The sequence below is a fragment of the Burkholderia savannae genome, from assembly GCF_001524445.2.
GTDB classification, from domain to species: domain Bacteria; phylum Pseudomonadota; class Gammaproteobacteria; order Burkholderiales; family Burkholderiaceae; genus Burkholderia; species Burkholderia savannae.
The window spans coordinates 1390461-1417139 of record NZ_CP013417.1; the positions used below are offsets into that span (position 1 = coordinate 1390461).

Consider the following 26679-nt stretch of genomic DNA (forward strand, 5'->3'; position numbering starts at 1 on the left):
GGGTAACGAAGGAGATGCGAGATGACGCAAACGACGGCGCAGCGGCAGGCGGCTTATCGGGCAAGGCGCGAGACGGCAGGCAAGGACGGCAACGGTGATCGACGTCTGGATATGTGGATGAGCACGGAAGCGTATCTTGCTCTGACGCGGTTAGCTCGCCGTTACTCGGTAACGAAGCGCCAGATGCTGGAACGGTTGATCGCGCGGGCAGACGACGCGATTGTGCGCCGACTCGATCCCGATTCGGAACAGTGGGACCAATACTTCGGCCCAGCGCGGTAGCGATCGGAGTTACCCGGTAACGGCTTGCTGTCGAGCGAAGTTGAACGGTAGCAGGTCGCTAATATCGGCATCCGGTGCGCGCTGCGGCAATTCGGTCAGCACGTGCAGCAGATAGGCATGGGGATCGACGCCACAGGCTCGACACGTGAGCATCAGGCTGTAGACCATCGCGCTCGCTTTCGCGCCGTCGACCGTATCGCTGAAGAGCCACGACTTTCTCGCCGTGGCAAACGGCCTGATGTCGCGTTCGATGACGTTGTTGTCTATTGCAAACCGGCCATCGTCCACATAGCGACTCAGGTAAGGCCATTGCCGGAGACAGTAGCCGATCGCCTCGCCTAGCAGGCTCTTGGGCAGAACCTTCGGCGCGAGCTCGTCGAGCCAACTCTTGAAGGCGTTTAGCAACGGCACGCTGTGCTGTTGGCGCAAGCGGTACCGGTAATCGGCCAGCGTCTCGCCTTCGGGCAACGTCTGTTTGGCGAGCGTCTCGACCTGGTACAGCGCCTGGAAGAATTCGAGCGCCTTCGTGATGCGGGGGCTCGGTTTGTTCTTCTGCCCCTTGAGCGCATCCGTGAACATCCGGCGTCCATGCGCAAGGCATCCGAGGTGCGTGGCCGATTTGACCGTCCGCCACGCAGGCCAGCCGTCCGTCATCAGCGTGCCCGCGTAGTCTCCGAGGAACTCCTTCGGGTACTGCTGGCCACGCCCCGGCTGGTACTCAAACAGCACCACCGGCTGCTCGCTATCCTCCGCGCTTCGGTAGACCCACATGTATGACTTGTCCTGCGCGTTTCGGCCGTTCTCCTTCAGGACCTGGACGGTGGTCTCGTCGCCGTGAATCAGCCACTGGCTGAGCAGAATCTTCTTGAGCGCCTTGAACAGGCGCGTGTAGTGAAGCTCGGCGGGGCGGATGATCCAGTTCGCCAGCGTACCGCGGCTGACTGCGATATTCGAGCGTGCGAGCACGTCTTCCATCCGGTACAGCGGCGTGCCGTCGACATACTTGCCGGCCGTGACGGCGGCGATCATCGATGCACTGGCGTGACTACCCGGCAAGGGCTGCGCCGGCATCGGCGCGACCACGATCGGTGTGTGCGTGCCGTGACGCTCGCAGTGCCGACACGCGTACTTGAAACGCGCGTGCTGCAGCACCGAGACCTTGACCTGCATGTGCAACTGTTCGCTGATTTCCTCGCCCATCCGATGCATTGCCTTGCTGCAGCACGGGCAGATCTTCTGGTCTTCGGGCAGGTCGTACTCGATTCGCTCGCGCGGCAGGTCCGCGGGCAGCGGTTTGCGGCCACGCTTGCGCGGTTCAGGCTGGCCGGGTTCCGGCAACCCGGTATCGGGCAACGTCAGCGGCTCGCCGTCGTCCTCCTCGGCCGGCTCAGCGTGGGCTGCCTCTTCGGCCTCGTTGAACACGCGGTCGCGGCGCTTCTCGCTCTTCGGCGCGTACTGTCGGGCCAACGCGAGACGATATTGCTCTTCCAGCGCATCCAGGCGCTTGGTCAATTCGTCGATCCTGGCGTCACGCTCGGCAATGACCTGAGCATCGGCCGCCACCCGCTCCTCCAGCTTGTGGATATAGGCCTTGGCGGTGCGCGGAAGTCGGGGGAGATTGGGAGGGGACATGCGCTCAACGATAGCGAAACGCAGAGCCAAATAGGTTTACGCGAATTTGTAACAGCTAAAGCCGCCGTTGTTTACTGGCAACAGCGGCGATACCCTGCTTCAGTTCGTGTGGCAGTACTGCCGCGCTGGGTGGCGGCGCACGGCGTCGATATCGACGCCGTCGAGCAGCAGGTGAAGCTGCTCGGCCGTCAGTTCGATCACGGCTTGCTGACGGCGGGGCCAAACGAAACGGTCGGCCTCGAGGCGTTTCAATAGGAGCCAGAATCCGGCCCGGTCATACAGCAGAAGCTTCACGCGATCGCGTTTGCGGTTGTGGAACGCGAAGACGGCTCGCGCAAGCGGATCGAGCAGCATCGACTGCTCGACCAGCGCGACGAGGCTGTTGATGCCGGCGCGGAAGTCGATGGGCTCGCGGTGCAGGTAGATCTGCAGGTCCGCGTCGAAGCGGAACATCAGCGTGCCCCCAACGCTTCGATCATCGCCTTCACGAGAGCGCCATCGTGTGCGGCGCATTCGAGCTGTAGCGTTACGCCGTTGGGCAACTGCGCTGATAGTCGCGCCGGCGTCATTGCCTTCGCCGCTTCGTACCTGTGTGACGTTCGCCGTACGTTCACCGGCTCGGGGTTCGTGCGCACCGGTGCCACCTCGTTGATCGGAACGACCGGCACGAATGCCGATGGCAAGGGCTCGACGCACGCCGTCACAGCAGCATTCGCGCGTTCGCGCAATTGAATCCACTTATGCAGCTGGTTCGCGTTCACACCCGCCTTCAACGCCAGTCCGGCAATTGACGCGCCCGGCTGCAGGCAGGCTTCAATCAGCTTGCGCTTACCCTCGGCGTCAAACCTGCGCTTGCCCGTCGCGGTCACGCCGGTCACCCGCAGTGGCAGGAAATCAACTTCGTTCTGTGTCATCGGTTGCGTCCGCAAGTTGTAGTTGCGGACGCAAGCCTGCGCTCGTTCAGCTTTCGATTCTAGGTGGGGTTAAATTCGCGCTTACAAGTGAACGGCAAAGGGGCGTGACTCTATTGACCCGAGATAGCTTTCAGGAATAGATCCGCAGGCGCAGACTGATCGGCTGACGGCTTACCGCTACCGGGTTGATATGTCGCGTACGTGACAGTGCCATCCCCCGGCAATTTCTCGATGACGTACACCGTCCCGTCTGCCAGCGCAGGCAACGTGCCCACCTTAAGGTCGGAGACGGACATTGGAGGCTTGGGTGAGGGGCCCTTGGTCTGATTGCCGAATATATGAACCAAAGCTCGATCTAGCGAGCAATCCTTGTGGAAGGCCTTTATCTTCGCGACCTCGACTGACGGAATGATTTTGATTTCGTCTTGCTGGCTCAGCGTTGCGGCATACGTCGCGTATTGCTTGTAATAAGTGTCATCGACCGCTTGAGCAATCAATTGAGCAGTTTCCTTTGCATAGACGTCGGTGTCGATCGCCAATCGCGTGCCAGACGTAAATGTCGCACCAGCGGTCAATGCATGGATAGTATTGACGGGCGTAAACGCCGTCGCCATCGCATTCAAGGCAGTCGTAACGATGTCGAACGCCGCGTCGTTGGCTCGCTGCCCGGCCGAAAGCGAGCCGATAAACGCATCGCATTTTTGGGCCGAATCAGCCAGCACTGCGCCCACATAGTCCCGTTTGTGATGGTCGGCGATGGGATCATCGAAATGTGCAGGCACCGGGCTCCCCTTAGCGTCATTCGTCGCCGGGATCACCGCTTTTTTTTGCATGTCACTTAGGTCGCCATATACGTTCTTCAGGGAAATTGGCTGAGCGGCAGTCAAAAGCGCACCGTCAGCCTGCGCCTTCCGAATTACCGCATTGATACCGCAGCCCCCGAGTGAACCACAAAGAAAGATAATTGCAAAAACTAAGGAAGCAAATCGAAACATTTCATCCCCCAGTTTTTATTAATGTCCGGTCGAGGTCAAGCGTTCGCTGCTACTTCTCGGTTTGTGCGGTTTCATTATAGGTAACGACTCTTGAGTGCGCGTACAAGAGTAAGCTTCTTGGTCTGACCGCTTTTGGCGCTTCCGACTGACTCAAACGGGTCGGTAACGGCCGATCCAAAAGAGGGCGAGCGTAGGTCTTGGCGTAGTTTTGTGCGCCGAGCCTTGTAAAATAAGTCGCAGGTACTGCTGCATCACTGGCGTATGGCCTGCGAGGACGTCGGTCGACGACGGAGTTTTCATGGGACCGGCAGAAAGTTACTTTGGACGCGCGAGTTTACCAGTGGCCCTTGTGCGCCGGTGCGATCTTAGCCATTCGGTCAGTTCTTGTCCCTTGCTTGGAGTGTTGAGAGTCGTCGCCGCTCCTGCATCGCGATTGGGTCGCAGCGCCGCCGGCCGCATGTTCATTCCCTTTTTATGATCGGCGGATATGAGGGGCACCTACCTTCTGTTTCGGATATTTCGAGTTGGTTGCAGTTTCGAATATTTCGATTTATGATGTCGGCACTTTGCTTGACATCACCGAGATAGATCATGAACACCACTGTCACTCCTGCGGTCCTCCCGTCCGAACACGAGGCCGAGCTCGCGCGCGAGTCTCGGCGGAATTTGGTCACGGTCGTGAACAGCCACGCCGAGACTCAGCAGTTTGATTTCAAGGACGAGAAGGGGGATACGCATACGGTCACGCTCCCGACCTCGGCATTGAGGCTGCTAGACGAGATCCTCCATCAGATCGGAAATGGCAACGCAGTGTCGATCATTCCAATCCATGCCGAATTGACGACCCAGCAAGCCGCCGACCTTCTGAATGTCTCGCGTCCGTACCTAGTTCAACTTCTTGAGCAGGGCGAGATCCCATTCCGGAAGGTAAATACGCATCGACGCGTGATGTATCTGGATCTGATTCAGTACAAAAACAAGATCGATGCGAACCGTCTCGACGCGCTAGCTGAACTGACGGCCCAGGCGCAAGAACTTGGAATGGGATATTGATTGGATGTCGTCGAACTTTACCGTTGTCTACGATGCGTGCGTCCTATATCCGGCTCCGTTGCGCGACTTGTTGATGCATCTCGCGCTGACGGACCTGTACCGCGCGCGTTGGACCGATATGATTCATGACGAGTGGACTAGGAATTTGCTCGCGAAGCGAACCGACCTGAAACCCGAGGCGATCCAGCGTACGCGGGAACTGATGGACATGCATGTTCGCGACGCGAAAGTTGAAAACTATGAGCATCTGATCGAGGTGATCGAGTTGCCCGACCCTGACGACCGTCATGTCGTCGCGGCGGCCATGCATGCTGGGGCGGAACTCATCGTCACGATGAACATCAAGGATTTTCCCAAGGAGCGGGTCGCAAAGTACAACGTGTCGGCGCAGCATCCCGACGACTTTATCGTCGACTTGTGGGACTTGAACAAGCACAAGGTGATGGAGGCGGTCGCGCGACATCGCAAGTCGATGAGGAGTCCGCCGAAGTCAGTGGCAGACTATCTCGACACGATGGCCAGCCAAGGTCTCGTACAGACGGTTGACGCGCTGCGGCCGTATGCGCCTTGGGCTATCTGACCGAGGGCGGTGGTGTATGCAAATGGCCGCTCCGGGGCATCGGACGGCCGAATGCGGCCATCAAGCGTCGTTGACATTCGTAGGAGCTACGACGTTTAGACGTCGGTTCCATCCCGCAACGGGTCATTGGATTGGCAACGACGAACGCTCTTTCGTCACCTCCAGATTGAGGAGGCGGTGTCTCCACACCCGCTGGGTGCGTTCCTAACCCCCGCCGCGCCGCATTGAGAGGTGGCCGCGCAAATTCGGACAGTCGGGTAAGTGGAATGCCCGGGGCCTGAGCCAGCGATAATGCAGGCAAAGGAACCGGAAAGATGACGAAGAGAACCCGACGGACGCACTCAGCGGCGTTCAAAGCGAAAGTGGCCCTGGCGGCGGTCAAGGGCGAGCGCACGCTGGCCGAACTGGCGCAGCAGTTCGATGTGCACCCGAACCAGATCACGGAGTGGAAGCGGCAACTGCAGGAGCGTGCGGCGGATGTGTTCGGCGCGGCCGCTCCACCGTCGAACGAGCCGCCGGTGGACGTGAAAACGCTGCACGCGAAAATCGGACAGTTGACGCTGGAGAACGATTTTTTGTCAGGAGCGCTCGGCAAAGCCGGACTGCTGAGCGCAAAGCGATGATTGACCGTACGCATGCGCTGCCGGTTTCGCGACAGACGCGACTGGTTGGCATCGCGAGATCGAGCGCGTATTACCGGGCGCAGCCAGTGAGCGAGGCGGACCAGTTGCTGATGCGGCGGATCGACGAACTGCACATGGAGTTTCCGTTTGCCGGAGCGCGGATGCTGGCGCGTCTGTTGCGCCGGGAAGGCTATGAGGTCGGCCGCCGCCGCGTGCGCACGCTGATGAAACGCATGGGCGTGGAAGCGCTGTACTGCAAGCCGAACACGAGCCGACGCAATGCGCAGCACAAGATCTGGCCGTACCTGCTGCGCGGCATGAAAATCGCCCGGGCCAATCAGGCGTGGGCACTGGACACGACATACATTCCGATGGCGCGAGGCTTCGTGTACCTGACGGCAGTAGTGGATTGGTCAAGTCGCAAGGTGCTCTCGCACCGGGTGGCGATCACGCTGGAAGCAGTGCACGCCGTCGAGGCGCTCGAGGAAGCGTTCGCGCGCTACGGGCTGCCGGACATTGTGAACACCGATCAGGGCAGCCAGTTCACGGCGGGCGCGTTCACCGAGGCCGTACTGGGTCGAGGCGTGCGGCTGTCGATGGACGGTAAAGGGGCCTGGCGCGACAACGTGTTCGTCGAACGCGTGTGGCGCAGCGTCAAGTACGAAGAGGTTTACCTGCGAGCTTACGAGTCGGTCAGCCATGCCCGGCGCTCCATCGGCGACTACATCGAGCTGTACAACCGAAAACGGCCCCATTCGAGCCTGGCGGATCGGACGCCGGATGAGGCATACTTCGCGACGCTGCCTGCGATCAAATCGGCAGCATGATTGCCTCGGACGTTCCACTTAAAAATCTCAGAAAACTGTCCGAACGAGTGAGGCCACCTCTTCGTCAACGTCCGAGGACCGTTTTGGGGCGGGAACAGTCGATCCCCAAAAAGGGCAGGAGTAGGTTTTGGCGTAGCTTTCTGACCTACGCCTTTTCAGATAAGGCGGAAAGACCTCTGCATCATCGGCGTGTGCTGCGCGGCGGCCGCTGCCGCTGCGTCGGGGGAGGCATCGATTTGGGTGGCCATCTTGCGAATATCTGTCTGCGTATGCGGAATTGGGTGAGAGTTTACCTTGTCGTAGCGCTGCGCGAAGCCGGCCGGATGGCCAACGTGTTCGGGCAGCGCCGATTCGTGCGCATCGTGCGGCTTGATCGCGGGCGAGTGCGGCGTTTCGTGGCGCGCCGGCCGTCGCCTCGAACGAAAGAAAATTCGGTGTTGAACATGCGCGGGTTTGACGAGCATCGTCACGGTTCATTCGCCGGACGCCGTCGACGTTCGAATTCGACGCCGACCCATCGACAATCGAAACCGTTGGGACCGTTTCAGCCGCGCGTCGACGCGGATCGAACCGCGATGTCGAGCGATCGTCGCGCATCCGAGCGTAGGGCGGCGGCAGGCGGGCGACGCGTCGACACCGCGGAGATTCAATGCCCGTATTCGAACGCGATCGCGAACAATAATTGGAACGCGAATTAAAAGGCAAAATTGATGCCGAGCGTGCTGAATTCGGTGCTGCATTGTTTATTGATTCATTCCCGATGTAAGAATATGATTGTATGATGGTGTTTATATTGTCTATTTTGTTATCGATGCATGGCGAATGCTATTGATTGAAGGGGCGGATAAATTAATACCATTGGTTTTGTTGGAGGAGTGGTAATAGTCTCCGTCGAGCGCAGAAATAAAAAGAATCCGGAAATGCGCGATTGCTATCAGGCGTGTGCGACGAAGTGACGAAAACAGCACGTCGACACGCCGGATTGACGATGGCCGTACAGTGTTGACCGAGAAGAAATCAGCATACGGCGTTGTCGGGTATCTCCACCCGAGTATCTCTGCCGGATGATCATTGATTGAAATGCCGATGTCCGCCGATTGACTCGTTCGAGTCGAAACGATGCGGCATCGTGGAAGTCGGGGAAGTAGCGGGAAAATGATTAATCGAACGATGCGGCGATTTCGCGCGCGTCGGCAATATCCCGCGAAAAAAAAGGGGCCATGATGTCTCGTCGAATCTTGTCGGCTTTGCAGCGGGTGGGCTCGATACGAGTGCGCGCGGCGTGGCGCTTCGCACGCGGTCGCGCGACGATGACGGATTCGTGATTTTTCGATTGCCGATGCAGGCCGTGCCGATCGCGGATTCGGCACTGCCATGAATCTCGGCGCTTGAATCCATTGCAATTCACGGTGCGTCCACCGAATCGGGTGGGATGTCATGCCGCGCCCGTTTATTTCGAATTCGACGGATGTGTATCCGGTGCGCGCTGCGGCCGACGCGATGCGATCGAGCGCCCGCGATCCGTACAGGCCGAACTCTGTCGCGCATCGATCCGCGACGAATGCTCGAGTGTTGAAGTGTTGGTGGAGTTGAGTGTGTAGTGCAAGAGTGTATGCATGCAGTCAGTGTTTCAATCGAAGCGTCATTTTTTTATTTAGGAGAATGAAATGAAAAAGACTCTCGCCGCTGTCGTTTCCGCAATGCTTTTGGCTTCGTCGTACGCGCACGCCGATACGTTGTGCACGTCGGGCACGATCAGCAAGCTCTTCATCGACAAGAACGGGGTCATGGAGGTGACGGTCGGCACCCTGTCGTACTTGAACGGAAACAAGGATGTGTATCCGCTCATCACGTCGGCATTTGTGATGGGCAAGCAACTCTACATCTACGCGAGCAATTGCCAGCCGGGCACGTCGATGGGAGGCTTTGCCGTTCGGTAATGGAGGCCGGCGAAGCAGGCGGCGCAAGTGTGATGGCCGTCGTTCGCGTCGCGATGTGGCCCGCCGGCCGCCTTTTTCGTCGCGATGAAGCGCGCTGCGGTACGTTTCACCGCGACGTCGTAAAGCGGAAAGCGTCATCCGCGATGCGAGCCGGCTCGTTCGAGCCGGCCTGAAAGCGAAACGGCCCGCGGCGCTCGAGGCGCCGCGGGCCGCCGATCTCGCCGCCGAAGCGACTTGGCGTCACGCGCCTTCGGTGCGGCCGCTGCTCATTCCTCGGCCGGCCGCGTGTGCGTGTAGCGGCTCAGGATCGGGATCATCTGCGCGTAGATCTTCGGGTTCGCGGCAACGATCTCGCGCCGATGCAGGAAGTCCGAATCGCCCGTGTAGTTGCCGACGAGGCCGCCCGCCTCGGTGACGAGCAAGCTGCCCGCGGCGACGTCCCAGACGTTGATGCCCTGCTCGAAGAATCCGTCGAGGCGGCCCGCCGCGACGTTGGCGAGGTCGAGCGCGGCTGCGCCCGGGCGGCGTAGCCCGGTGCACGCTTGCGTCATCTCGGTGAAAAGGCGTGAATATGCGTCGAGGCCGTCTTTCTCGCGGAACGGGAAGCCTGTGCCGATCAGCGCGTCGGCGAGGCGGTCGCGTCGGCCGACGCGGATGCGCCGATCGTTCAGGAATGCACCGCGGCCGCGCGTCGCCGTGAAGAGGTCGTTGTGGTTCGGATCGTAGACCACGGCCTGCGTGACGACGCCCTTGTGCGCGAGCGCGATCGACACGCAGTAGTACGGAAAGCCGTGAATGAAGTTCGTCGTGCCGTCGAGCGGATCGATGATCCACTGGAATTCGGATTCGTTGCCCGATTCGCCGGATTCCTCGGCGAGGATCGCGTGATCGGGGTAGGCGGTCTTCAGTGTTTCGATGATCGAGTCTTCCGCCGCCTTGTCGACTTCCGTCACGAAATCGTTCTGCTGTTTCTTGCGGATCTCGATCAGGTCGAGGTCGAGCGATGCGCGATTGATGATCTGTCCGGCGCGGCGAGCAGCCTTGACAGCGATGTTGAGCATGGGATGCATGAGCCTGAATCCTGAAGCCGGCGGCGCAAGGCCGCCACGAGTGGTGATCGAACCAGCGAGACGCGCCCGGGCGCGCACGTGGCGGCAGGCGGGCGTTTCGCCGACGAAAGACGAATTGGCAAAGAGCGGGGGCGGGCCGAACAGTGCGGGCGCCGCGGGCAAGGACGTAATTTTACCCGACTCGCGGCGGTTTTTTGTGAAACGATCGCGTGCACGGTTCGGCTGGCCATTCGGACGAGTGGGTTTGTCGGCGAGTTGGCGATACCATACCGGCATCCCGATCAGTCAAATGAAAGTCTTGGAATCTCAGCAGAAACCGTCCGCGCCGTCCGCCGGCGCGGCCACATCCCGTCCGGCGCGCGCCGCACGCGGCGGATTCACGTCGACGCGCTTCGTGCTCGTCGAGCCGAGTCACCCCGGCAACGTCGGCGCGGCGGCGCGCGCGCTGAAGACAATGGGTTTTTCGCGCCTCGTGCTCGTCGCGCCGCGCGTGCCGCACGTGCAGAGCGATCCGGAAGCGCTCGCGATGGCGAGCGGCGCCGACGACGTGCTCGCGTCCGCGCATGTCGTGCCGACGCTTGCCGATGCGCTGAACGGCGTGCAGTGGTCGATCGCGCTCACCGCGCGGTCGCGCGAATACGGGCCGCCGCGGCTCGCGCCCCGCGCGGCCGCCGCGAGTGCCCTCCGGCACGTGCATACCGGCGACATCGCGTTCGTGTTCGGCAACGAGCGCACGGGCCTGTCGAACGAGCAGGTCGAGCGCTGCAGCGCGCTCGCGCATATTCCGGCGAATCCCGCGTACAGCTCGCTCAATCTCGCGCAGGCGGTGCAGGTGCTCGCGTACGAGTTGCGCGTCGCGCTGCTCGAAGGCGACGCATCGGCCGCGCCGCGGGACGCCGCGCTCGGCACGCTCGCGCAGAGCGACGAGATCGAGCGAATGTTCGTGCATCTGGAAAATGCGCTGATCGCGCTCGACTTCCTCGATCCGCGCAATCCGAAGAAGCTGATGCCGCGGCTGCGGCGGCTCTTTGCGCGCACGGGGCTCGAACGCGAGGAGGTGAACATCGTCCGCGGGATCGCGAAGCACATCCTGCTGAATTCGGGCGGCGCGCAAGCGCGTGCGGGCGCCTCGGGCGACGGCGAAGGCGAAGCGGGCGAGGCCGGCGACGCGGTCGACGCGGACGATTCCGGCATCGGCGCCGGGCGAGGCGAGTAGCGGCGTGCGCCGGTCTGCCGCCGGCGCGCTATATCCGTGATCGCGGCAGGGAGAACGCGGCGCCTGCTGCGCACTCGCGGCGGCCGATCTACAATCGTCCGAACGTCATAAGCAAAGCTGTCAAAGCGATAACGGCTCCGCCCGGCGGCCGCGCGCCGGGTTTCCTCCTTCCATCGTCACCATCATGTTCACGAGACTTCGCGAAGACGTCGCCACGATCCGCGAGCGAGATCCCGCCGCCCGCAGCGCCTGGGAAACACTCACGTGCTATCCGGGGCTGCATGCGCTCGTGTTCCACAGGCTCGCGCACGCGTGCTGGCGCTCGGGCTGGCGCTGGCTCGGCCGGTTCGTGTCGCAGGTCGGCCGCTTCCTGACCGGCATCGAGATCCACCCGGGCGCGACGCTCGGCCGGCGCGTGTTCATCGATCATGGGATGGGCGTCGTGATCGGCGAAACGGCCGTCGTCGGCGACGACTGCACGATTTACCAGGGCGTGACGCTCGGCGGCACGTCGCTCACGCGCGGCGCGAAGCGTCACCCGACGCTCGAGCGCGGCGTGATCGTCGGAGCCGGCGCGAAGGTGCTGGGCGGCTTCACGGTCGGCGCGGGCGCGAAGATCGGCTCGAACGCGGTCGTCGTGAAACCGGTGCCGGTGGGCGGCACCGCGGTCGGCAACCCGGCGCGGGTCGTGATGCCGGCCGACGCGAAGCGCGCGCCCGAGCGCGCGGCGTTCTGCGCGTACGGGATCACGCCGAACGCCGACGATCCGATGTCGCTCGCGGTCCACGGCCTCATCGATCATGCGGCGAAGGAGGCGCAGCGCGTCGACGAAATCGTCGCCGCGCTCGAGCGGCTGGGCGCGCATCTGGATGCATTGCAGGGCGCGGACGGCGCGCGGCTCGATTTGCGCCGACTTTCCGCGGCGTTCGAGGGCGGGGCGCTCGACGGGAAGACGGCCGGGCGCTGAGTCGGGCGGGCGCAGGATGCGCTGCGCGCGGCATGCCTCGCATCGGATATCGCCGCGCGCGGTCCGTTTGCGATGCATCGTCATATTCGAGCCGACACCGAGCGGCATCGCGCGAAAGCTGATCAAAGCGACGCGAACCTGCCGTCGCGCGCGGCGCGAAGGTTCGCCGCATCGCTCGTCAGGAATCCAATGAGCGTGGAGCATGGGGGCGCGCCGGGTTCGCTCGGCGCGGCACGACCGAGTTCGCGGGGCAGCCGGAAGCCGCGCTGCCCGCTCGTCCGTCTCGAACGTGCCCGATGCTCAATCGAGCGGCAGCGCGCGTATCCCTTGTGCGTCGACGCACAGGTAGCCGCCGCGGTGCGGCGCGTGGTCGAGTTCCCAGTCGGGCAATACCCAGCGCACGCCGCCCGCCTCGACGTGCCGCGCCGGCTTGTGCGTGTGGCCGTGGATGATCGTGCGCGCGCCGCTGCGTTTGAATAGCGCGGCGATGCCCTTGCGCGTCACGTCATAGCGCGGCGATGCGGGGCGCATCCGGCCGGATTCGCTCGACGCGCGCATCCGCTCGGCGAGCGCGCGGCGCCACGCGAACGGCCACGCGAGAAAGAGCCGCTGCGCGAGGCCGTTGCGCGCGAAGCGGCGAAACCATTGATAGCCGCGGTCGGCCGTGCACTGCGCATCGCCGTGCGCGAGCGCGATGCGGTTGCCGAACGCGACGACGACGGACGGATCTGGAATGAAGAGCGCGCCCGCCGCTTTCATGAAACGCTTGCCGAGCAGGAAGTCGCGATTGCCGCGCATCACGTAAAGCGCGATGCCGCGCTCGGAGAACGTGCGCAGCAGCGCGGCCATTCGCGCGGCGAACGGATCGTGGTCGAGGACGTCGTCGCCGATCCAGTATTCGAACAAGTCGCCGAGGATGAATACCGAATCCGCGCTGTCGGCCGTCACGCGCACGAAGTGCTCGAACGCCGCGACCGTGCGCGGAATCGCTTCGCTCAAATGCAGATCGGAGACGAACAGGAACGGGCGAGCCGCGTGCGCGAGCCCGCGTTCGCCCGGCACGCCCGCAAAGACGCTTCGCGGCGGCGTTTCCTGCAACATTCCGGTGCCTCGTCGCGCCAGGTTCAGACCACGACGGCCTTCTCGATCACGACGTCGTCGTTCGGCACGTCCTGATGGAAGCCCTTGCTGCCCGTCTTGACGGCCTTGATCTTGTCGACGACGTCCTGGCCTTCGACGACCTTGCCGAACACCGCGTAGCCCCAGCCCTGCGGCGTCGGCGACGAGTGGTTCAGGAAGTCGTTGTCGTTCACGTTGATGAAGAACTGCGCGGTCGCCGAGTGCGGATCGTTCGTGCGCGCCATCGCGATCGTGTACGTGTCGTTCTTCAGGCCGTTGTTCGCTTCGTTCGCGATCGGCGCGTCGGTCGGCTTTTGCTTCAGGCCCGGCTCGAAGCCGCCGCCCTGGATCATGAAGCCGTTGATCACGCGGTGGAAGACCGTGCCGTCGTAGTGGCCCTTCTTCACGTAGTTGAGGAAGTTCTCGACCGTCTTCGGCGCCTTCGCCTCGTCGAGTTCGAGCTTGATGACGCCGTGGTTCGTATGCAGTTCGATCATGATGGTTCCTTCGGTGGATGGGGGTTAAACGGCGCGCGGCCGCTCGGGACGACGCGGCCGCGCGGAAGAGTCGGGCGGGCTTATTTCGAGACGATCGTCGCCGATTCGATCACGATCGGCTTTTCCGGCACGTCGCGCATCGGCCCGCGCACCGTCGTCGTCGTGGCTTCGATCTTCTTCACGACGTCCATGCCCGACACGACCTTGCCGAACACCGCGTAGCCGTTGCCGTCCGGGTTCGGATAGTCGAGGCCGGCGTTGTCGACGGTGTTGATGAAGAACTGCGCGGTCGCCGAGTTCGGATCGCTCGTGCGCGCCATCGCGATCGTGCCGGTCGCGTTCTTCAGGCCGTTCTGGCTCTCGAGCGGGATCGGCGCGCGGGTCGGCTTCTCGTCGAAGTTCGTCTTGTAGCCGCCGCCCTGGATCATGAAGCCCTTGATCACGCGATGGAAGATCGTGCCGTTGTACTGGCCCGCCTTCACGTAATCGAGGAAGTTGGCGACGGTCTTCGGCGCCTTCTCCGGGTACAGCTCGACGCGGATGTCGCCCTGCGTGGTCTTCAGCTGCACGACGGGGTGCGTCGCGGCCGATTGCGCGAACGCGGGGGCGGTCGCGAGGAGGGCGGCGCTGCCGAGCGCCAGCAACAGACGTTTCATAACGGTCCTCTGGGTGGGTGAAGGAAAGGCGCGGCGTCGCGGTGTTATTGCGACGGCGCGACGTAGGGCGGCATCGCAAGCGTGCCGCTCGGTCCGCCGAACTGGAACGTCGGGGAAAGCGGCAGGGTGGTCGTCGTCACGTTCGCGGCCGCCCGCGCCGAATAGTCGCGCGTGGCCGACGCCGGCGCGGCCGCCGATTTCGCCTTCGGCGGCGCGATGATCTTCTGCAGGTCCGACAGGCGCTGCGCGGTCGCGCCGCTCGTGCGGCCGAGCGATTGCGCGCGCTTGTACGATTCGGCCGCGAGGCGCAGGTAGAGATCGCCGAGGTTCTCGTAGGCGAGGCCGTAGTTCGGGTTCGCCTGCGTCGCGGTGACGAGCGCGCTGCGCGCTTCGTCGTAGCGGCCGTGTTTCGCGTAGAGCGCCGCCAGGTTGTTGTAGGGTTCCGGCAGCTCCGGGTAGGCCTGTGTCAGCTCGACGAACTGCTTGATCGCTTCGTCGTCGCGGTTCAGGCGCGCGAGTACCGCGCCGCGCTTGAACTGTGCCTGCACGTCGCGCGGGTTCGACGCGATGCGCGCGTCGAGCTGCGCGAGCGCCTGCGTCCAGTTCCGGCTCGCGATCGACGCGTCGATTTCCGGCGTGCCGTCGATGGGGGCGGGCGCTTTCTGCGCAAGGGCCGCCGCGCCCGGAAAGAGCGCGAGCGCGGCGCTCACGGCGGCGGTCGCAACAAGGGTCGCAGCGCTCGGCGCACGGCCGCGGGAAGGTTTCATAGGCTCAAATCGGAATGTTATACTCCGACCCATTCTAACAAAACGTCCGCGCGTTCCGGCGAGCCGCGGATAGTCTTTGCCTCTCGTGGCCGTCACCGCTTCACTTGCGGATCGATCGCCGCATGTCATCCGAGGAAGCGCACGGCACGCGGCCCAGCCAACAGAAGTCCTGTCGGGTGCCGCATGCACGGCGAGCATCGCCAGGCGGTTTCCTTCGGCTCACTTTCGTCTCTATGGAATCACTGCGCATCTACAACACGCTCGCGCGTGACAAGCAAGTTTTCGTGCCGCGGCAGCCCGGCGAAGTGCGGATGTACGTTTGCGGGATCACCGTTTACGACTACTGCCATATCGGTCATGCGCGGATGGTCGTCGTGTTCGACATCGTCCAGCGCTGGCTGCGTGCGATCGGCTATCGCGTGACGTACGTGCGCAACGTCACCGACATCGACGACAAGATCATCCGCCGCGCGGTCGAGAACGGCGAGACGATCAAGTCGCTCACGCGCCGCTTCACCGACGCGATGAACGCGGACTTCGACGCGCTCGGCGTCGAGCGCCCGGACATCGAGCCGCGCGCGACCGATTTCATTGCGCAGATGCTCGGCATGATCGAGAAGCTCGAGGCGAACGGCTACGCGTATCAGGCGAAGGACGGCGACGTCAATTATTCGGTGCGCAAGTTCGCGGACTACGGCAAGCTTTCCGGCAAGTCGCTCGAGGATCTGCGCGCGGGCGAGCGCGTCGCCGCGAACGACGCGAAGGAAGATCCGCTCGATTTCGTGTTGTGGAAGCGCGCGAAGCCGGAGGAGCCGGCGGGCGCGTCGTGGGAATCGAAATACGGCCTGGGCCGTCCGGGCTGGCACATCGAATGCTCGGCGATGGGTTGCACGCTGCTCGGAAATCATTTCGACATCCACGGCGGCGGTCAGGACTTGCAGTTTCCGCACCACGAGAACGAGATCGCGCAAAGCGAGGGTGCGACGGGACAAACTTTCGTCAATTATTGGATGCACAACGGTTTCGTGCAGGTCGATAGTGAGAAGATGTCGAAATCACTCGGCAACTTCTTCACGATCCGCGAGGTGCTCGAGAAGTACGATGCCGAGGTCGTGCGCTTCTTCATCGTTCGCACGCACTACCGTTCGCCGCTCAACTACAGCGACGTTCATCTCGACGACGCGCGCGCGTCGCTCACGCGTCTTTACACGGCGCTGAAGGACGCGACGCCGGATGCGGCGCCGCTCGACTGGAACGAGGCGCACGCGCAGCGTTTCGCGGCCGCGATGAACGACGATTTCAACACGGCCGTCGCGGTCGCCGTGCTGTTCGAGCTCGCGACCGAGGTGAACCGCACGCGCGATCCGGCGCTCACGCGCCAGCTCAAGCGGCTCGCGGGCCTGCTCGGCCTGCTCGGCCGCGAGCCGCGCGAGTTCCTGCAGCAGGCGTCGGGCACGGCGCGCGCGGGCGCGCTCGAGCCGGAAGAGATCGAAGCGAAGATCGCCGCGCGCGTCGCGGCGAAGCAAGCGAAGAACTATGCCGAAGCGGACCGGATTCGGGCGGAACTGCTCGAGGCCGGGGTCGCACTTGAAGACAAACCGGGCGGGTCGACCGAGTGGCGCCGCGTATGAGCGCGCATCGTCTGTCCCACTGATCGATTCGCCAGGTAGGAGGCTAGATGGCAACGGCCAGAAAAGCGCCGGCCAAGCGTGCGGCGACGCAGCCGCCGATTGCGGCCAAGCGGGCCGGCGCGCGTGCGCCGGCGGTGCACGAGGCGAGCGCGAAGCGCGCGGCGCCGAACGGCGCGGCCAATGGCGCCGCGCATAAGCCGAGCTTGCGCGCGGCGGCCACGAAGCCGGCGCGCGCGAAGGTCGACGGCGAGCGGGGCGCCGACGCGCTGCCGCGCGAGGCCGTCGTCGTCGCATCGGCGGAGCCGGCCGCGCGCAAGGCGCGCGTGTCCGAGGCGGCCGTGCCGGTGCAGCTCACCGACGCCGAGGCGGTCGCGCGTCCGCCATATTGGGACAAGGCGTGCGCCGATCTCGTCAAGCGCGACCGAATCCTGAAGAAGCTGATTCCGAAGTTCGGCCCGGCGCATCTCGTCAAGCGCGGCGATTCGTTCGTCACGCTCGCGCGCTCGGTCGTCGGGCAGCAGATCTCGGTCGCGGCCGCGCAGTCGGTCTGGGTCAAGATCGAAACCGCCTGCCCGAAGCTCGCGCCGCCGCAGATCATCAAGCTCGGCCAGGAAAAATTGATCGCGTGCGGTCTGTCGAAGCGCAAGTCGGAATATATTCTGGATCTGGCCCAGCACTTCGTGTCGGGCGCGCTTCACGTCGACAAATGGGCGACGATGGACGACGAGGACGTGATCGCGGAGCTCACGCAGATCCGCGGGATCGGCCGGTGGACGGCCGAGATGTTCCTGATCTTCAACCTGTCGCGGCCGGACGTGCTGCCGCTCGACGATCTGGGGCTCATTCGCGCGATCAGCGTCAATTACTTCAGCGGAGAACCCGTCACGCGCAGCGAGGCGCGCGAGGTGGCGGCGAACTGGGAGCCGTGGCGGACGGTTGCCACCTGGTATATGTGGCGCAGTCTCGATCCGCTGACGGCCAATAGCTGATCGCGGCTATTGCTTTTCGCTAATCGATAGTTGCGACCCGGTCTTGCGCCAGGCGAGCGCGGTTAGAATACGCGCTGCCGCAAGACCCAAGGATTTCAAACACATGAAGACCACATTTCTGGATTTCGAGCAGCCGATCGCCGAGCTCGAGGCGAAGATCGAGGAACTGCGTTTCGTGCAGGACGATTCGGCTGTCGACATCTCGGAAGAGATCGAGCGGCTGTCGAAGAAGAGTCAGCAGCTCACGAAGGATCTGTATGCGAATCTGACGCCGTGGCAGGTGTCGCAGATCGCGCGCCATCCGCAGCGGCCGTACACGCTCGACTACGTGAGCGAGCTTTTCACCGATTTCCACGAACTGCACGGCGACCGCGCGTTCGCGGACGATCAGTCGATCGTAGGCGGCCTCGCCCGCTTCAACGGCCACGCGTGCATGGTGATCGGCCATCAGAAGGGCCGCGACACGAAGGAGCGCGCCGCGCGCAATTTCGGGATGCCGCGCCCGGAAGGCTATCGGAAGGCGGAGCGCCTGATGCGCCTCGCCGAAAAGTTCGGGCTGCCGATCTTCACGTTCGTCGACACGCCGGGCGCCTATCCGGGCATCGGCGCGGAAGAGCGCGGCCAATCGGAGGCGATCGGCCGCAATCTGTACGTGATGGCCGAGCTCAAGACGCCGATCATCGCGACGGTGATCGGCGAGGGCGGCTCGGGCGGCGCGCTCGCGATCGCGGTTGCCGACACGGTGATGATGCTGCAGTTCTCGACGTACTCGGTGATCTCGCCGGAAGGCTGCGCGTCGATCCTATGGAAGAGCGCCGCGAAGGCGCCGGAAGCGGCCGAGGCGCTCGGCCTGACCGCGCATCGCCTGAAGGCGCTCGGCCTCATCGACAAGATCATCAACGAGCCGCTCGGCGGCGCGCACCGCGATCCGAAGGGCATGGCCGCGCTGCTGCGCCGCGCGCTCGCGGATTCGCTGCGCCAGTTCCAGGGCATGAGCATCGATGCGCTGCGCGAGCGCCGCTTCGAGCGCCTGATGGCCTACGGCAAGTTCAAGGAAACGACGCCGGGCGCGTGAGCGCCGGGCCGTCGACTCGCGAGGCGCGACGCGCCTTCCCGCTGTGATTCCCCCACAAGAGTTTTCCGCCGATCGCGTCGTGCTCGATGCGATCGGCGTCGCGCTGTCCGCGCTGCCTGGCGATGCGCGCATCGCGCTCGCGTATAGCGGCGGCCTCGATTCGACCGTGTTGCTGCACGCGGCCGTGCGGGCAGCGGGCGCCGGGCGTTGCATCGCGCTGCACGTCCACCACGGCCTGAGCGCGAACGCCGACGCGTGGCTCGCGCACTGCGCGGAAACGGCGAGCGCGCTCGGCGTGCAGTTCGACGCGGCGCGTGTCGACGTGTCGCGCGCGAGCGGGCAGGGCGTCGAAGCGAGCGCGCGCGATGCGCGCTATCGCGCGCTCGAGTCGATGTGCGCGCGCCACGGCGTGCACGCGCTGTGGCTCGCGCAGCATGCGGATGATCAGGCCGAGACGGTGCTGCTGCAATTGCTGCGCGGCGCGGGCATCGCGGGGCTTGCCGCAATGGCGCCGCAATACCGGCCGGCATCGGCCGACGTCGTGCGCGTGCGTCCGTTCCTGCACCTGCTGCGCGCGCAGCTCGAGCGCTATGCGCAACAGCATGCGCTGCGCTGGATCGACGACGAATCGAACACGAACACGCGCTACGCGCGCAATGCGCTGCGCGTCGACGTGCTTCCCGCGCTCGCGCCGCACTTCCCGGGCTTTCGCGACGCGCTCGGCCGCGCCGCGCAGCACGCGGCGGCCGCGCAGCGGCTGCTCGACGACCTCGCCGCGATCGATCTTCGCGCGCTCGCGCGCGAAGACGGCCGCGTGCTGTCGCGCGATGCGCTTGTCGCGCTCGACGACGAGCGCGGCGCGAATCTGCTGCGCTACTGGATGCGCTCGCTCGGGCTGCCGGGCGCGTCCGCCGCGCGTCTTGCCGAGATGATGAAGCAGCTGCGCGCGGCGCGCGATGCGCACGCGCTGCGCGTCGATCACGCCGGATGGCGCTTGCGCCTTTATCGCGACCACGTCCAATGGGAAGTCGGCGAGGGCGCGGAAGCGACGGACGTGCAAGCGGTCGGCGCTCATGCGGCTGACGACGATGCCGATGCGCGCGACGAAGCGGCCGCTGCCGCCGCGCCGCTGCCGGAATGCGCGCTTGCATGGCGGGGGCAGGAGGTCTGGCGCTTGCCCGCGTGGCGCGGCACGTTCGTGTTCAGCCCGGCCGCCGCGCACGAGCACGATGCGGTGCCGGAGGCGCTGCTCGCCGCGGCCGACTTGCATGCCCGCGCGCGCGCGGGCGGCGAGCGGATGCGCACCTGGCAGGGCGGGCCCGGGCGCACGCTGAAGAACCTGTTCCAGGAGCGGGGCGTGCCCGCATGGCAGCGCGACGTGCCGCTGCTGTACGTGGGCGACCGGCTGCTGTTCGTGCCGCGCGTCGGCGTGAACCGCGCGGCGCACGACGGCGTCGACACGCCGGGCGGCTGGCGGCGCATCGAATGGCGGCCGGACGTGCTGATCGCATAGCGCGGCGTATCCGGCGCGCGTCGCGGCAGCCGTGAATTCCGCGTCGCCGGAAAAAGGTCGCGACCCGGCCTGCCGATGTCCGCGCGGCTTGTCAAGCGGCCGTCGATCGGGTACGCTCAAGCGTTTGCTCGGCTCGATTTTCGAGCGTTTTGTGCAGGTTTTCCGCGTGACGTACCCGGTTTGCGCGGCCTGATCCGCCTTTTCCGGGCAAATCGCCACGCCCGCGTGCTGCGCCCCAGCCGTTCTCCCCGTCGTCCGTCCACAGCCACAAGCCGCGTGACCGAACGGCATCGCGGTCTGTCCAGTACGCCCGTGCGGCCCTTCTTCAGTTCTGAACGACAATGGCACTCATCGTACATAAATACGGCGGCACTTCGATGGGCTCGGTCGAGCGCATCAAGAACGTCGCGAAACGCGTCGCAAAATGGCATCAGGCCGGGCACCAGATGGTGGTCGTGCCGTCCGCGATGTCCGGCGAAACGAACCGCTTGCTCGGTCTCGCGAAAGAGATTTCGAGCCAGCCGAGCCCGCGCGAACTCGACGCGATCGCGTCGACGGGCGAACAAGTCAGCGTCGGCCTCTTGTCGATCGCGCTGCAAGAGATCGGCGTCGAAGCGATGAGCTACGCCGGCTGGCAGGTGCCGATCAAGACCGACAGCGCGTACACGAAGGCGCGCATTCATTCGATCGACGACGAGCGCGTGCGCCGCGATCTCGACGCGGGCAAGGTCGTCATCATCACGGGTTTTCAGGGCGTCGATCCGGACGGCCACATCACGACGCTCGGCCGCGGCGGCTCGGACACGTCGGCGGTCGCGGTCGCGGCCGCGCTCGAGGCCGACGAATGCCTGATCTACACGGACGTCGACGGCGTGTACACGACCGATCCGCGCGTCGTCGAAGAGGCGCGCCGGCTCGATAGCGTGACCTTCGAGGAAATGCTGGAAATGGCGAGCCTCGGCTCGAAGGTGCTGCAGATCCGCTCCGTCGAATTCGCGGGCAAGTACCGCGTGAAGACGCGCGTGCTGTCGAGTCTCACCGATCCGCAAATTCCGCTCGACGAGGAGATGCGCTCGGGCACCCTGATCACTTTTGAAGAAGACGAGACCATGGAAAAGGCAGTCATTTCGGGCATTGCGTTCCAGCGCGACGAAGCGCGCATCGCGGTGATGGGTGTGCCCGACAAGCCGGGCATCGCGTATCAGATCCTCGGCCCGGTCGCCGATGCGAACATCGACGTCGACATGATCATCCAGAACCAGAGCGTCGAGGGGAAGACTGACTTCACGTTTACCGTCGGCCGCGGCGACTACCAGAAGGCGATGGACATCCTCACGAATCAGGTGAAGGGCCACGTGAACGCCGAGCAGGTGCTGGGCGATCCGAAGGTGTCGAAGGTGTCGGTGGTCGGCGTCGGGATGCGTTCGCACGTCGGCGTCGCGAGCACGATGTTCCGTACGCTGTCGGAAGAGGGCATCAACATCCAGATGATCTCGACGTCCGAAATCAAGATTTCGGTGCTGATCGACGAGAAATACATGGAGTTGGCGGTCCGCGCGCTGCACAAGGCATTCGAACTCGACCAGGCGTGATGAAATTTCCATGACGCACGAAAGAAAATGCGTCTTGGAAATTGACCTTGGCCCCGTAACCCTATAGAATCTTGGCTTCGTCGCGCTGCCTCCCTGGCGCGAGCGAAGGTTTGGGAGACGTGGCCGAGAGGTCGAAGGCACTCCCCTGCTAAGGGAGCATCTGGGCCAAAACCTGGATCGAGGGTTCGAATCCCTCCGTCTCCGCCAGAAATGGCGGAACAAGCCCCGCAAGTTCTCGGACTTGCGGGGCTTTTCTTTTTCCGGTGTGTTGGAAATGCCAATGCGCGGCGGCGCTTTCGTCTCGGTCGGAATCGCGTTGGTTCGTATTGCCAATCGATTGGCGGCCGGGCGCGCATGGATGCGGGCGGGTGCGGACGGCAACGCGTCGCGTCGCACACACCTTGCTTGTCGCTGACGCTCTCTCGCGTGCGGCGTCGCAATCCGCGTGCATGCTCGGTTCAGCCCGCGCATGTGGCGAGCGCGCAGCGCCGCGCGTTGTTCGGCTTCTCCCGCGGTCGATTCTGCTTCGCCGCGCTCGAACGCGATCCGGCTCTCGCCGAAGCTGTTCGGCATCCGGTTGCGCGAATGCGTATTCCTCTTCCGTTGTGCGCCGAACGACGCTTGTCGCGCGGCACCGTGAGCGGCATTTGCGCGAGCGCGCCGGCTACTTTGTCGGCTATGCCGATCATCGCGTGCATCGCTTTTCTCGGTCGATGCGGAATGCAGCATCTCGCTGCCTCGCCGCGATGCAGTCGAACTGGGCGCGGTAGCGTGCGGGACCGCCGGTTACGGCGGCGATCGCGCGCCCGTCTGAGCGCGTCGCGGCGAAACGTTTCTTCAAAGCCCAAATATCGTGAGGACTCCGTCGCGTTTGAGCTGGTTGGCATCAGCGATGCGCTGTTGCCGATGGGCCTGTGCATCGACTGCGGTGCGCGGCCGCTTGCGCGTGAACATCGACAGGTTCTGCTCGCGCGGGTTGCTCGCGCCGCCTCTCGCGACATGTCGCCTCGATCGCCATCCCGGGTGGTCGGCGGAATTGATTGAGCGAAGGCCGCGGGGCGGTTTCGTCGACGATGGGCTCGACGTCGCGATCCTTTTCGGGCAGCCGTTCGCGTCGTCGCTCGTCGCGTGCAAGCTGCCGAAGATTGGCGCGATGATCGTCGCGGCGCTCGCGGGCGTGAGGAAACACGGCCGTCTTGCGATGCCCGCCGATCGCGCCGAACGCTATTGTCCAGACGCGCAGCCCGATCACGGGGCGGGCGCTGGCATGAGCGTGCCGCGGGGGCCGGACGTCGGGTGCCGCGCATGACGGCGAGGGGCGCATGCTTGTCGTGGATGCCGGCGTTCCGTTCGGCGCACGGCCATCCGGAACCGGCATCGCGCGCGTCGAGCCAGATGGCGTACGGGAACTGATCGACAAGGGCCGTCTCGCCGAATCGGTTCCCGAATGGCGCGGCGGGGCACTTTTGCTTGATGCGCGGTATTCACGGCGCCGTCTGCCGGCGGCGGAAGGCCGCGCGTTCGTCGATGTCTGCGCCGAGATTCCCGAAGCCCATTGTGCGTGACCATGTGCGACGGCGCGCTTGATCGGCGCGCCGCATATCCGGTAATATACGATCCGTATATAAATCGTATAAATTCGTGCCATGGGAATAGTCAAGATATCCGATCAGATGCATGAATCGCTGCGCCATGCGAGCGCCGCGCTAAGCCGATCGATCAATGCGCAGGCGGAGCACTGGCTGCGTATCGGGATGCTCGCCGAATTGCATCCGACGCTCAGCTACGCGGAGATTTGCCGCCTGTTGATCGAGGCGGAAATTCAGGGCGACGAAGCGACGACGACCTCCACCGCCGCCGCGAGGACCGCATGATGGCACGTTCACGACACGTTCCGATCCGCTCGAAGGCCGAGATCGCGATGGCGCGCCGCGCCGGCATGATGGCCGCGCAGGTGCTGAGCATGATCGCGCCGCACGTGAAGGCCGGAGCGACGACGAACGAGCTCGACCGGCTGTGCCGCGATTACATCGTCGACGTCCTGCACGCGCGACCCGCGAACATCGGCTATCACGGATATCCGAAGACGATCTGCGCATCCGTGAACCATGTGGTCTGCCACGGCATTCCATCCGATCACGCATTGATGGACGGCGACATCGTCAACATCGACGTCGCGCTCGATATCGACGGCTGGTATGGCGATACGAGCCGCATGTATTTCGTCGGCGAGCCGGCCGCGGCTGCGCGCCGTCTCGTCGATGCGACCTTCGAAGCGATGATGGCGGGAATCGCGGCGGTGCGTCCGGGCGCGACGCTCGGCGACGTCGGCCATGCGATCCAGAGCGTCGCGCATCGCGAGGGCCTCAGTGTCGTGCGCGAGTACTGCGGCCACGGCATCGGTCGCATTTACCACGACGAACCGCAGGTGCTCCATTACGGGCGGCCGGGAACGGGGCTTCGCCTCGCGCCCGGCATGATCTTCACGGTCGAGCCGATGCTCAATGCGGGGCGCGCCGAAACGCGGCAACTCGCAGACGGCTGGACGGTCGTGACGCAGGATCGTTCGTGGTCCGCGCAGTGGGAGCACATGGTGGTCGTCACGGAAGGCGGCTTCGATATCCTGACGCCGTGGCCGGACGGCGAGCCGGCGTGCCCGCCGGTTGGAGCGGACACGCCGGGCGCGATCGAGCGGAGCTGAATCGACATCTCGGTCGAGCATGCGTGATCGTAGGCCGGGAACAGGCGGCGGGGCACTTCGGGCATTCGCGGTCGCAGCCGTCTGCCGCTCGGGACACCTCCGATCTGTCGCTGCCCGGCCGCCGAGCGCAGGAATCCCGTCCGCCGCGCGGCGGCATTGAGCGCGTGCGACGGCGCGAAGCTTTGCCTGCGCGATGATGCATCGCGCGAGTCGGTTGCACTGATTCGGACTCCGATGGTTCGTGTCATCGACACGCGCGCGGCGCACCGGGCCCATCCGGACTGGGTGTGCGGATTTGCCGGTTTGACGGCCGGCCATGCCGAGAGAATCACGACGAGCCGATGCGTGTCCAGTTCCGGATGCCATGTGGCGGGGCGATCGCGGAGTCGCGGCCGCCGGTCGAGCATCGGTTGGTGTCGCCCGGCTTCATAGCGCGGATTCCTCCCATTTCGGACTACTCGAAGCCGGCGCGACGATGAGCGGCGTATACGAGAATCCCGCAAGCCCGAATCACGTCGGCACGCCGATGCGAGGGGACGGCTTCGCGTTGAAGCGCAGGCGCGTGCCCGACGCCCGGTTGCACTCGAAATCGGCCGCGAGGCCGATCTTCCTGTCGATGATGGGCCGCTACCGATGGAGGTTATTGTCGGCCGCGCGGTATGTCCCGCAGATGGTTGCCGGCATGAGCGGCGAGCGGCTGCATACGGTGCCCGAAGCGTACGACGAGAATGCGCCGCACGCACGGCGCGTTCCGCTGCATCGCGACGCAAGCGACGATTCGCTCGAGCGGCAAGCGCTGAACGGCGCGGACGACTTGCATATCACGCGTTCGCGAGCGACGCCGACGGACGATGCAGGTTTGCCGCCGCAACAGACAATCTCCGCACGCGCGCATCCGGCGCCGCCGTTCAGAATCGCGAACTGACGCTCGGCGCGCCCGCGCGCGAGGCGTGGGCGGCGCGCGCTTGCCGCGAGATGCGCCGCGTGTTCGACGCGCGCGGCGCGCCCGTCATTTCTTCGGCGCGCCGCCGCCGAACGATCGCATCGTGTAGGCAAGCACCGAGCGAAGCACTTCGTCGCGGCGCTCGGGCGTCGCCATCGCACGCGCGACGAGCACCGCGCCGATCGCCGCGCATCCGAGCGTCCACGCCGCTTCGTCGTCGTGCAGCGCGTTCGCGATCGATGTCTGAAAGCGCTTGATCAGATCCTCGAACATCTTGCGCGTCGCGACGTCGGCGCGCGCGATCTCCGCGCCGAGCGCGGGCACGGGGCAGCCGAGTTCCGGATGATCGGCGTGCGCGGTGCTCAGATAGCCGCGCAACGCCGCGACGAGGTCGTCCTTCGAGCGGTTCTCGACCGTCGCGAGCACCTTCGACATCTCGTGCTCGACGATCGCGTGCAGGAATTCCGGCTTCGAGCGGAATTGCGAATAAAACGCGCCCGTGGTCACGCCGGCCGCCGCGGTGAGCGCGTCCATGCCGGTGTTCGCGAAGCCGCTTTGCTTCGCGAGCGCGGCGCCTGCCTCGATGAGGCGGGCCCGGCTTGCCTCCTTGTGTTTCGCTGTGTAACGCATGTCGCTTCCGTATTCGCGGCCTTGATCGAATGACTTCGATTGGAGTATAGAATAACGTCCGTTACCATAACGATCGTTATTGAAACGAGCTTCAATCGCAGCCGGCCGGACGGAGCGTTTCGCGGCAGCCGAGAAAACCGCGCGCACCGTGTGCATGCGGCGCTCGCGCCATGGGGTGGGCGTGCCTCGGCGTCGGGGCCGAAGCGGGGCAGTGCGCAAAGGTGCGTGGCGGCGAAGCGCATCGGGCCTCGACGGGCCTGCTGCCCGGAATGCGGCGCGTGTCTCTGCGCGTTTTGCTCGCCATCGGCATTCCGGCGATCGGTTGGCGCGTCCGAGCCAGCCTGAGCCCGAACTCGAGCCCGAAGCGGCGTCGCACGCGTGACGTGAGGACGATGCGCGCGGCGGCGTCGCGCGGTATTGGCTCGAGTAGCGCGCGCAAGCCGCATTCGCGTTGTCCGTCGGAGGCG

29 protein-coding genes, 1 tRNA gene and 1 pseudogene are annotated in these 26679 nt (G+C 64.5%); 17 read left to right on the forward strand and 14 right to left on the reverse strand.

Features of this window, described 5'->3' with window-relative positions:
* Positions 1 to 21 precede the first annotated feature (21 nt).
* Positions 22 to 282 carry a hypothetical protein gene (locus WS78_RS06965; protein WP_059574446.1) on the forward strand — a complete coding sequence of 87 codons (261 nt, stop codon included), beginning with the start codon at positions 22 to 24 and terminating at the stop codon, positions 280 to 282.
* 9 nt (positions 283 to 291) lie between these two features.
* Here the strand turns inward: WS78_RS06965 and tnpC are convergent, their stop codons facing one another.
* The 4 genes from tnpC to WS78_RS06985 all read right to left on the reverse strand — a co-directional run bounded on the left by tnpC (position 292) and on the right by WS78_RS06985 (position 3823).
* Entirely contained in the window at positions 292 to 1914 is a 1623-nt protein-coding gene (tnpC, locus tag WS78_RS06970; protein WP_059670996.1) for an IS66 family transposase, read from the reverse strand.
* A 99-nt stretch (positions 1915 to 2013) separates the two neighbouring features.
* Positions 2014 to 2367 carry an IS66 family insertion sequence element accessory protein TnpB gene (tnpB, locus tag WS78_RS06975; RefSeq protein ID WP_059580646.1) on the reverse strand — a complete coding sequence of 118 codons (354 nt, stop codon included), beginning with the start codon at positions 2365 to 2367 and terminating at the stop codon, positions 2014 to 2016.
* The gene (gene tnpA, locus WS78_RS06980) at positions 2367 to 2828 is read right to left on the reverse strand and encodes an IS66-like element accessory protein TnpA (RefSeq protein WP_059584105.1); all 462 of its coding nucleotides are present in this window, start codon (positions 2826 to 2828) and stop codon (positions 2367 to 2369) included. The genes tnpB and tnpA overlap by 1 nt, the downstream gene beginning before the upstream one ends.
* A 110-nt stretch (positions 2829 to 2938) precedes the next feature.
* Positions 2939 to 3823, reverse strand: coding sequence for a hypothetical protein (locus tag WS78_RS06985; RefSeq protein WP_156437539.1), 885 nt, complete (start codon positions 3821 to 3823; stop codon positions 2939 to 2941).
* A 591-nt stretch (positions 3824 to 4414) separates the two neighbouring features.
* Here WS78_RS06985 and WS78_RS06990 point away from each other — a divergent pair.
* The 3 genes from WS78_RS06990 to WS78_RS07000 all read left to right on the forward strand — a co-directional run bounded on the left by WS78_RS06990 (position 4415) and on the right by WS78_RS07000 (position 6906).
* Entirely contained in the window at positions 4415 to 4876 is a 462-nt protein-coding gene (locus WS78_RS06990; RefSeq protein WP_059576509.1) for an excisionase family DNA-binding protein, read from the forward strand.
* Positions 4877 to 4880: 4 nt separating this feature from the next.
* Positions 4881 to 5456 (forward strand): PIN domain-containing protein, encoded by a 576-nt coding sequence (locus tag WS78_RS06995; RefSeq protein WP_059576511.1) that lies wholly within the window; start codon positions 4881 to 4883, stop codon positions 5454 to 5456.
* 314 nt (positions 5457 to 5770) lie between these two features.
* Positions 5771 to 6906, forward strand: a protein-coding gene (locus tag WS78_RS07000; protein ID WP_394335868.1) for an IS3 family transposase whose coding sequence is annotated in 2 segments (ribosomal slippage) — positions 5771 to 6026 and positions 6026 to 6906 — 1137 coding nt in all. Because the reading frame shifts where the segments join, the coding sequence is not laid out codon by codon here.
* 161 nt (positions 6907 to 7067) lie between these two features.
* Here the strand turns inward: WS78_RS07000 and WS78_RS38325 are convergent.
* Together WS78_RS38325 and WS78_RS35630 are read right to left on the reverse strand one after the other, a co-directional pair.
* Positions 7068 to 7184: pseudogene (locus tag WS78_RS38325) on the reverse strand (DNA mismatch repair protein); the annotation flags it as partial.
* A gap of 790 nt (positions 7185 to 7974) precedes the next feature.
* A complete protein-coding gene (locus WS78_RS35630; protein WP_156437435.1) occupies positions 7975 to 8304 on the reverse strand; it encodes a hypothetical protein in 330 nt (109 codons plus the stop codon).
* Between the two features lie 269 nt (positions 8305 to 8573).
* Between WS78_RS35630 and WS78_RS07010 the strand changes: the two genes are divergently transcribed.
* On the forward strand, positions 8574 to 8846 hold the full coding sequence (locus WS78_RS07010; protein ID WP_038750414.1) for a hypothetical protein: 273 nt from the start codon (positions 8574 to 8576) through the stop codon (positions 8844 to 8846).
* Positions 8847 to 9112: 266 nt separating this feature from the next.
* Here the strand turns inward: WS78_RS07010 and WS78_RS07015 are convergent, their stop codons facing one another.
* Positions 9113 to 9916 (reverse strand): inositol monophosphatase family protein, encoded by an 804-nt coding sequence (locus WS78_RS07015; protein WP_038750411.1) that lies wholly within the window; start codon positions 9914 to 9916, stop codon positions 9113 to 9115.
* A 298-nt stretch (positions 9917 to 10214) separates the two neighbouring features.
* Here WS78_RS07015 and WS78_RS07025 point away from each other — a divergent pair, with 298 nt between their 5' ends.
* Together WS78_RS07025 and cysE are read left to right on the forward strand one after the other, a co-directional pair.
* Positions 10215 to 11132 (forward strand): RNA methyltransferase, encoded by a 918-nt coding sequence (locus tag WS78_RS07025; RefSeq protein WP_059574467.1) that lies wholly within the window; start codon positions 10215 to 10217, stop codon positions 11130 to 11132.
* 184 nt (positions 11133 to 11316) lie between these two features.
* Entirely contained in the window at positions 11317 to 12099 is a 783-nt protein-coding gene (gene cysE / locus WS78_RS07030; protein WP_059574469.1) for a serine O-acetyltransferase, read from the forward strand.
* A 300-nt stretch (positions 12100 to 12399) separates the two neighbouring features.
* On the opposite strand, the gene WS78_RS07035 is transcribed toward cysE, so the two are convergent.
* The 4 genes from WS78_RS07035 to WS78_RS07050 form a co-directional block, all read right to left on the reverse strand.
* Positions 12400 to 13200 carry a UDP-2,3-diacylglucosamine diphosphatase gene (locus WS78_RS07035; RefSeq protein ID WP_038750403.1) on the reverse strand — a complete coding sequence of 267 codons (801 nt, stop codon included), beginning with the start codon at positions 13198 to 13200 and terminating at the stop codon, positions 12400 to 12402.
* Between the two features lie 23 nt (positions 13201 to 13223).
* A complete protein-coding gene (locus WS78_RS07040; RefSeq protein ID WP_038750400.1) occupies positions 13224 to 13715 on the reverse strand; it encodes a peptidylprolyl isomerase in 492 nt (163 codons plus the stop codon).
* Positions 13716 to 13795: 80 nt separating this feature from the next.
* Positions 13796 to 14371, reverse strand: a complete 576-nt coding sequence (locus tag WS78_RS07045) for a peptidylprolyl isomerase (protein ID WP_038750397.1) — start codon at positions 14369 to 14371, stop codon at positions 13796 to 13798.
* A gap of 44 nt (positions 14372 to 14415) precedes the next feature.
* Entirely contained in the window at positions 14416 to 15138 is a 723-nt protein-coding gene (locus WS78_RS07050) for a tetratricopeptide repeat protein (RefSeq protein ID WP_038750395.1), read from the reverse strand.
* A gap of 233 nt (positions 15139 to 15371) precedes the next feature.
* Between WS78_RS07050 and cysS the strand changes: the two genes are divergently transcribed.
* The 4 genes from cysS to tilS all read left to right on the forward strand — a co-directional run bounded on the left by cysS (position 15372) and on the right by tilS (position 20346).
* On the forward strand, positions 15372 to 16769 hold the full coding sequence (gene cysS, locus WS78_RS07055) for a cysteine--tRNA ligase (protein ID WP_038750392.1): 1398 nt from the start codon (positions 15372 to 15374) through the stop codon (positions 16767 to 16769).
* 47 nt (positions 16770 to 16816) lie between these two features.
* A complete protein-coding gene (locus WS78_RS07060; RefSeq protein ID WP_038750389.1) occupies positions 16817 to 17758 on the forward strand; it encodes a DNA-3-methyladenine glycosylase family protein in 942 nt (313 codons plus the stop codon).
* A 103-nt stretch (positions 17759 to 17861) separates the two neighbouring features.
* A complete protein-coding gene (locus WS78_RS07065) occupies positions 17862 to 18833 on the forward strand; it encodes an acetyl-CoA carboxylase carboxyltransferase subunit alpha (protein WP_038750386.1) in 972 nt (323 codons plus the stop codon).
* Between the two features lie 43 nt (positions 18834 to 18876).
* Positions 18877 to 20346, forward strand: a complete 1470-nt coding sequence (gene tilS / locus WS78_RS07070; protein ID WP_059574471.1) for a tRNA lysidine(34) synthetase TilS — start codon at positions 18877 to 18879, stop codon at positions 20344 to 20346.
* A gap of 116 nt (positions 20347 to 20462) precedes the next feature.
* Here the strand turns inward: tilS and WS78_RS07075 are convergent, their stop codons facing one another.
* On the reverse strand, positions 20463 to 20705 hold the full coding sequence (locus WS78_RS07075) for a hypothetical protein (RefSeq protein ID WP_081989770.1): 243 nt from the start codon (positions 20703 to 20705) through the stop codon (positions 20463 to 20465).
* Between WS78_RS07075 and WS78_RS07080 the strand changes: the two genes are divergently transcribed.
* Positions 20688 to 21938, forward strand: coding sequence for an aspartate kinase (locus WS78_RS07080; protein ID WP_059574473.1), 1251 nt, complete (start codon positions 20688 to 20690; stop codon positions 21936 to 21938). The two genes, WS78_RS07075 and WS78_RS07080, sit on opposite strands and share 18 nt — an antisense overlap.
* 113 nt (positions 21939 to 22051) lie before the next feature.
* Positions 22052 to 22145, forward strand: a tRNA-Ser gene (locus WS78_RS07085).
* Between the two features lie 679 nt (positions 22146 to 22824).
* On the opposite strand, the gene WS78_RS35635 is transcribed toward WS78_RS07085, so the two are convergent.
* Positions 22825 to 23190 carry a hypothetical protein gene (locus WS78_RS35635; RefSeq protein ID WP_156432360.1) on the reverse strand — a complete coding sequence of 122 codons (366 nt, stop codon included), beginning with the start codon at positions 23188 to 23190 and terminating at the stop codon, positions 22825 to 22827.
* 70 nt (positions 23191 to 23260) lie between these two features.
* Between WS78_RS35635 and WS78_RS35640 the strand changes: the two genes are divergently transcribed.
* From WS78_RS35640 to WS78_RS07110, 4 genes are all read left to right on the forward strand, one after another.
* Complete coding sequence (locus tag WS78_RS35640) at positions 23261 to 23503, forward strand: type 2 periplasmic-binding domain-containing protein (RefSeq protein WP_152611820.1); 243 nt, start codon at positions 23261 to 23263, stop codon at positions 23501 to 23503.
* A gap of 81 nt (positions 23504 to 23584) precedes the next feature.
* On the forward strand, positions 23585 to 23812 hold the full coding sequence (locus WS78_RS07100) for a ParD-like family protein (protein ID WP_038753536.1): 228 nt from the start codon (positions 23585 to 23587) through the stop codon (positions 23810 to 23812).
* Positions 23812 to 24639 (forward strand): type I methionyl aminopeptidase, encoded by an 828-nt coding sequence (gene map, locus WS78_RS07105; RefSeq protein ID WP_038753533.1) that lies wholly within the window; start codon positions 23812 to 23814, stop codon positions 24637 to 24639. The genes WS78_RS07100 and map overlap by 1 nt, the downstream gene beginning before the upstream one ends.
* Positions 24640 to 25114: 475 nt before the next feature.
* A complete protein-coding gene (locus WS78_RS07110) occupies positions 25115 to 25564 on the forward strand; it encodes a hypothetical protein (RefSeq protein ID WP_059574477.1) in 450 nt (149 codons plus the stop codon).
* Positions 25565 to 25648: 84 nt separating this feature from the next.
* Here WS78_RS07110 and WS78_RS07115 read toward each other — a convergent pair whose 3' ends face one another.
* Positions 25649 to 26212 carry a TetR/AcrR family transcriptional regulator gene (locus WS78_RS07115; protein ID WP_059574478.1) on the reverse strand — a complete coding sequence of 188 codons (564 nt, stop codon included), beginning with the start codon at positions 26210 to 26212 and terminating at the stop codon, positions 25649 to 25651.
* Positions 26213 to 26679: the final 467 nt, after the last annotated feature.

Bases quoted from the DNA above. Each gene is read 5' to 3' on its own strand.
- WS78_RS07040 (WP_038750400.1), bottom strand. From the start codon at position 13,715: ATGATCGAACTGCATACGAACCACGGCGTCATCAAGCTCGAACTCGAC.
- WS78_RS07045 (WP_038750397.1), bottom strand. From the start codon at position 14,371: ATGAAACGTCTGTTGCTGGCGCTCGGCAGCGCCGCCCTCCTCGCGACC.
- WS78_RS07110 (WP_059574477.1), top strand. From the start codon at position 25,115: ATGAGCGGCGTATACGAGAATCCCGCAAGCCCGAATCACGTCGGCACG.
- WS78_RS35640 (WP_152611820.1), top strand. From the start codon at position 23,261: ATGCTTGTCGTGGATGCCGGCGTTCCGTTCGGCGCACGGCCATCCGGA.
- WS78_RS06990 (WP_059576509.1), top strand. From the start codon at position 4,415: ATGAACACCACTGTCACTCCTGCGGTCCTCCCGTCCGAACACGAGGCC.
- WS78_RS07050 (WP_038750395.1), bottom strand. From the start codon at position 15,138: ATGAAACCTTCCCGCGGCCGTGCGCCGAGCGCTGCGACCCTTGTTGCG.
- tnpB (WP_059580646.1), bottom strand. From the start codon at position 2,367: ATGTTCCGCTTCGACGCGGACCTGCAGATCTACCTGCACCGCGAGCCC.
- WS78_RS07080 (WP_059574473.1), top strand. From the start codon at position 20,688: ATGGCACTCATCGTACATAAATACGGCGGCACTTCGATGGGCTCGGTC.
- WS78_RS07065 (WP_038750386.1), top strand. From the start codon at position 17,862: ATGAAGACCACATTTCTGGATTTCGAGCAGCCGATCGCCGAGCTCGAG.
- WS78_RS07010 (WP_038750414.1), top strand. From the start codon at position 8,574: ATGAAAAAGACTCTCGCCGCTGTCGTTTCCGCAATGCTTTTGGCTTCG.
- WS78_RS07015 (WP_038750411.1), bottom strand. From the start codon at position 9,916: ATGCATCCCATGCTCAACATCGCTGTCAAGGCTGCTCGCCGCGCCGGA.
- WS78_RS07100 (WP_038753536.1), top strand. From the start codon at position 23,585: ATGGGAATAGTCAAGATATCCGATCAGATGCATGAATCGCTGCGCCAT.
- WS78_RS06965 (WP_059574446.1), top strand. From the start codon at position 22: ATGACGCAAACGACGGCGCAGCGGCAGGCGGCTTATCGGGCAAGGCGC.
- cysE (WP_059574469.1), top strand. From the start codon at position 11,317: ATGTTCACGAGACTTCGCGAAGACGTCGCCACGATCCGCGAGCGAGAT.
- WS78_RS06995 (WP_059576511.1), top strand. From the start codon at position 4,881: ATGTCGTCGAACTTTACCGTTGTCTACGATGCGTGCGTCCTATATCCG.
- map (WP_038753533.1), top strand. From the start codon at position 23,812: ATGGCACGTTCACGACACGTTCCGATCCGCTCGAAGGCCGAGATCGCG.
- WS78_RS35630 (WP_156437435.1), bottom strand. From the start codon at position 8,304: ATGGATTCAAGCGCCGAGATTCATGGCAGTGCCGAATCCGCGATCGGC.
- WS78_RS07035 (WP_038750403.1), bottom strand. From the start codon at position 13,200: ATGTTGCAGGAAACGCCGCCGCGAAGCGTCTTTGCGGGCGTGCCGGGC.
- WS78_RS07060 (WP_038750389.1), top strand. From the start codon at position 16,817: ATGGCAACGGCCAGAAAAGCGCCGGCCAAGCGTGCGGCGACGCAGCCG.
- WS78_RS07075 (WP_081989770.1), bottom strand. From the start codon at position 20,705: ATGTACGATGAGTGCCATTGTCGTTCAGAACTGAAGAAGGGCCGCACG.
- cysS (WP_038750392.1), top strand. From the start codon at position 15,372: ATGGAATCACTGCGCATCTACAACACGCTCGCGCGTGACAAGCAAGTT.
- WS78_RS07115 (WP_059574478.1), bottom strand. From the start codon at position 26,212: ATGCGTTACACAGCGAAACACAAGGAGGCAAGCCGGGCCCGCCTCATC.
- tnpC (WP_059670996.1), bottom strand. From the start codon at position 1,914: ATGTCCCCTCCCAATCTCCCCCGACTTCCGCGCACCGCCAAGGCCTAT.
- WS78_RS06985 (WP_156437539.1), bottom strand. From the start codon at position 3,823: ATGTTTCGATTTGCTTCCTTAGTTTTTGCAATTATCTTTCTTTGTGGT.
- tnpA (WP_059584105.1), bottom strand. From the start codon at position 2,828: ATGACACAGAACGAAGTTGATTTCCTGCCACTGCGGGTGACCGGCGTG.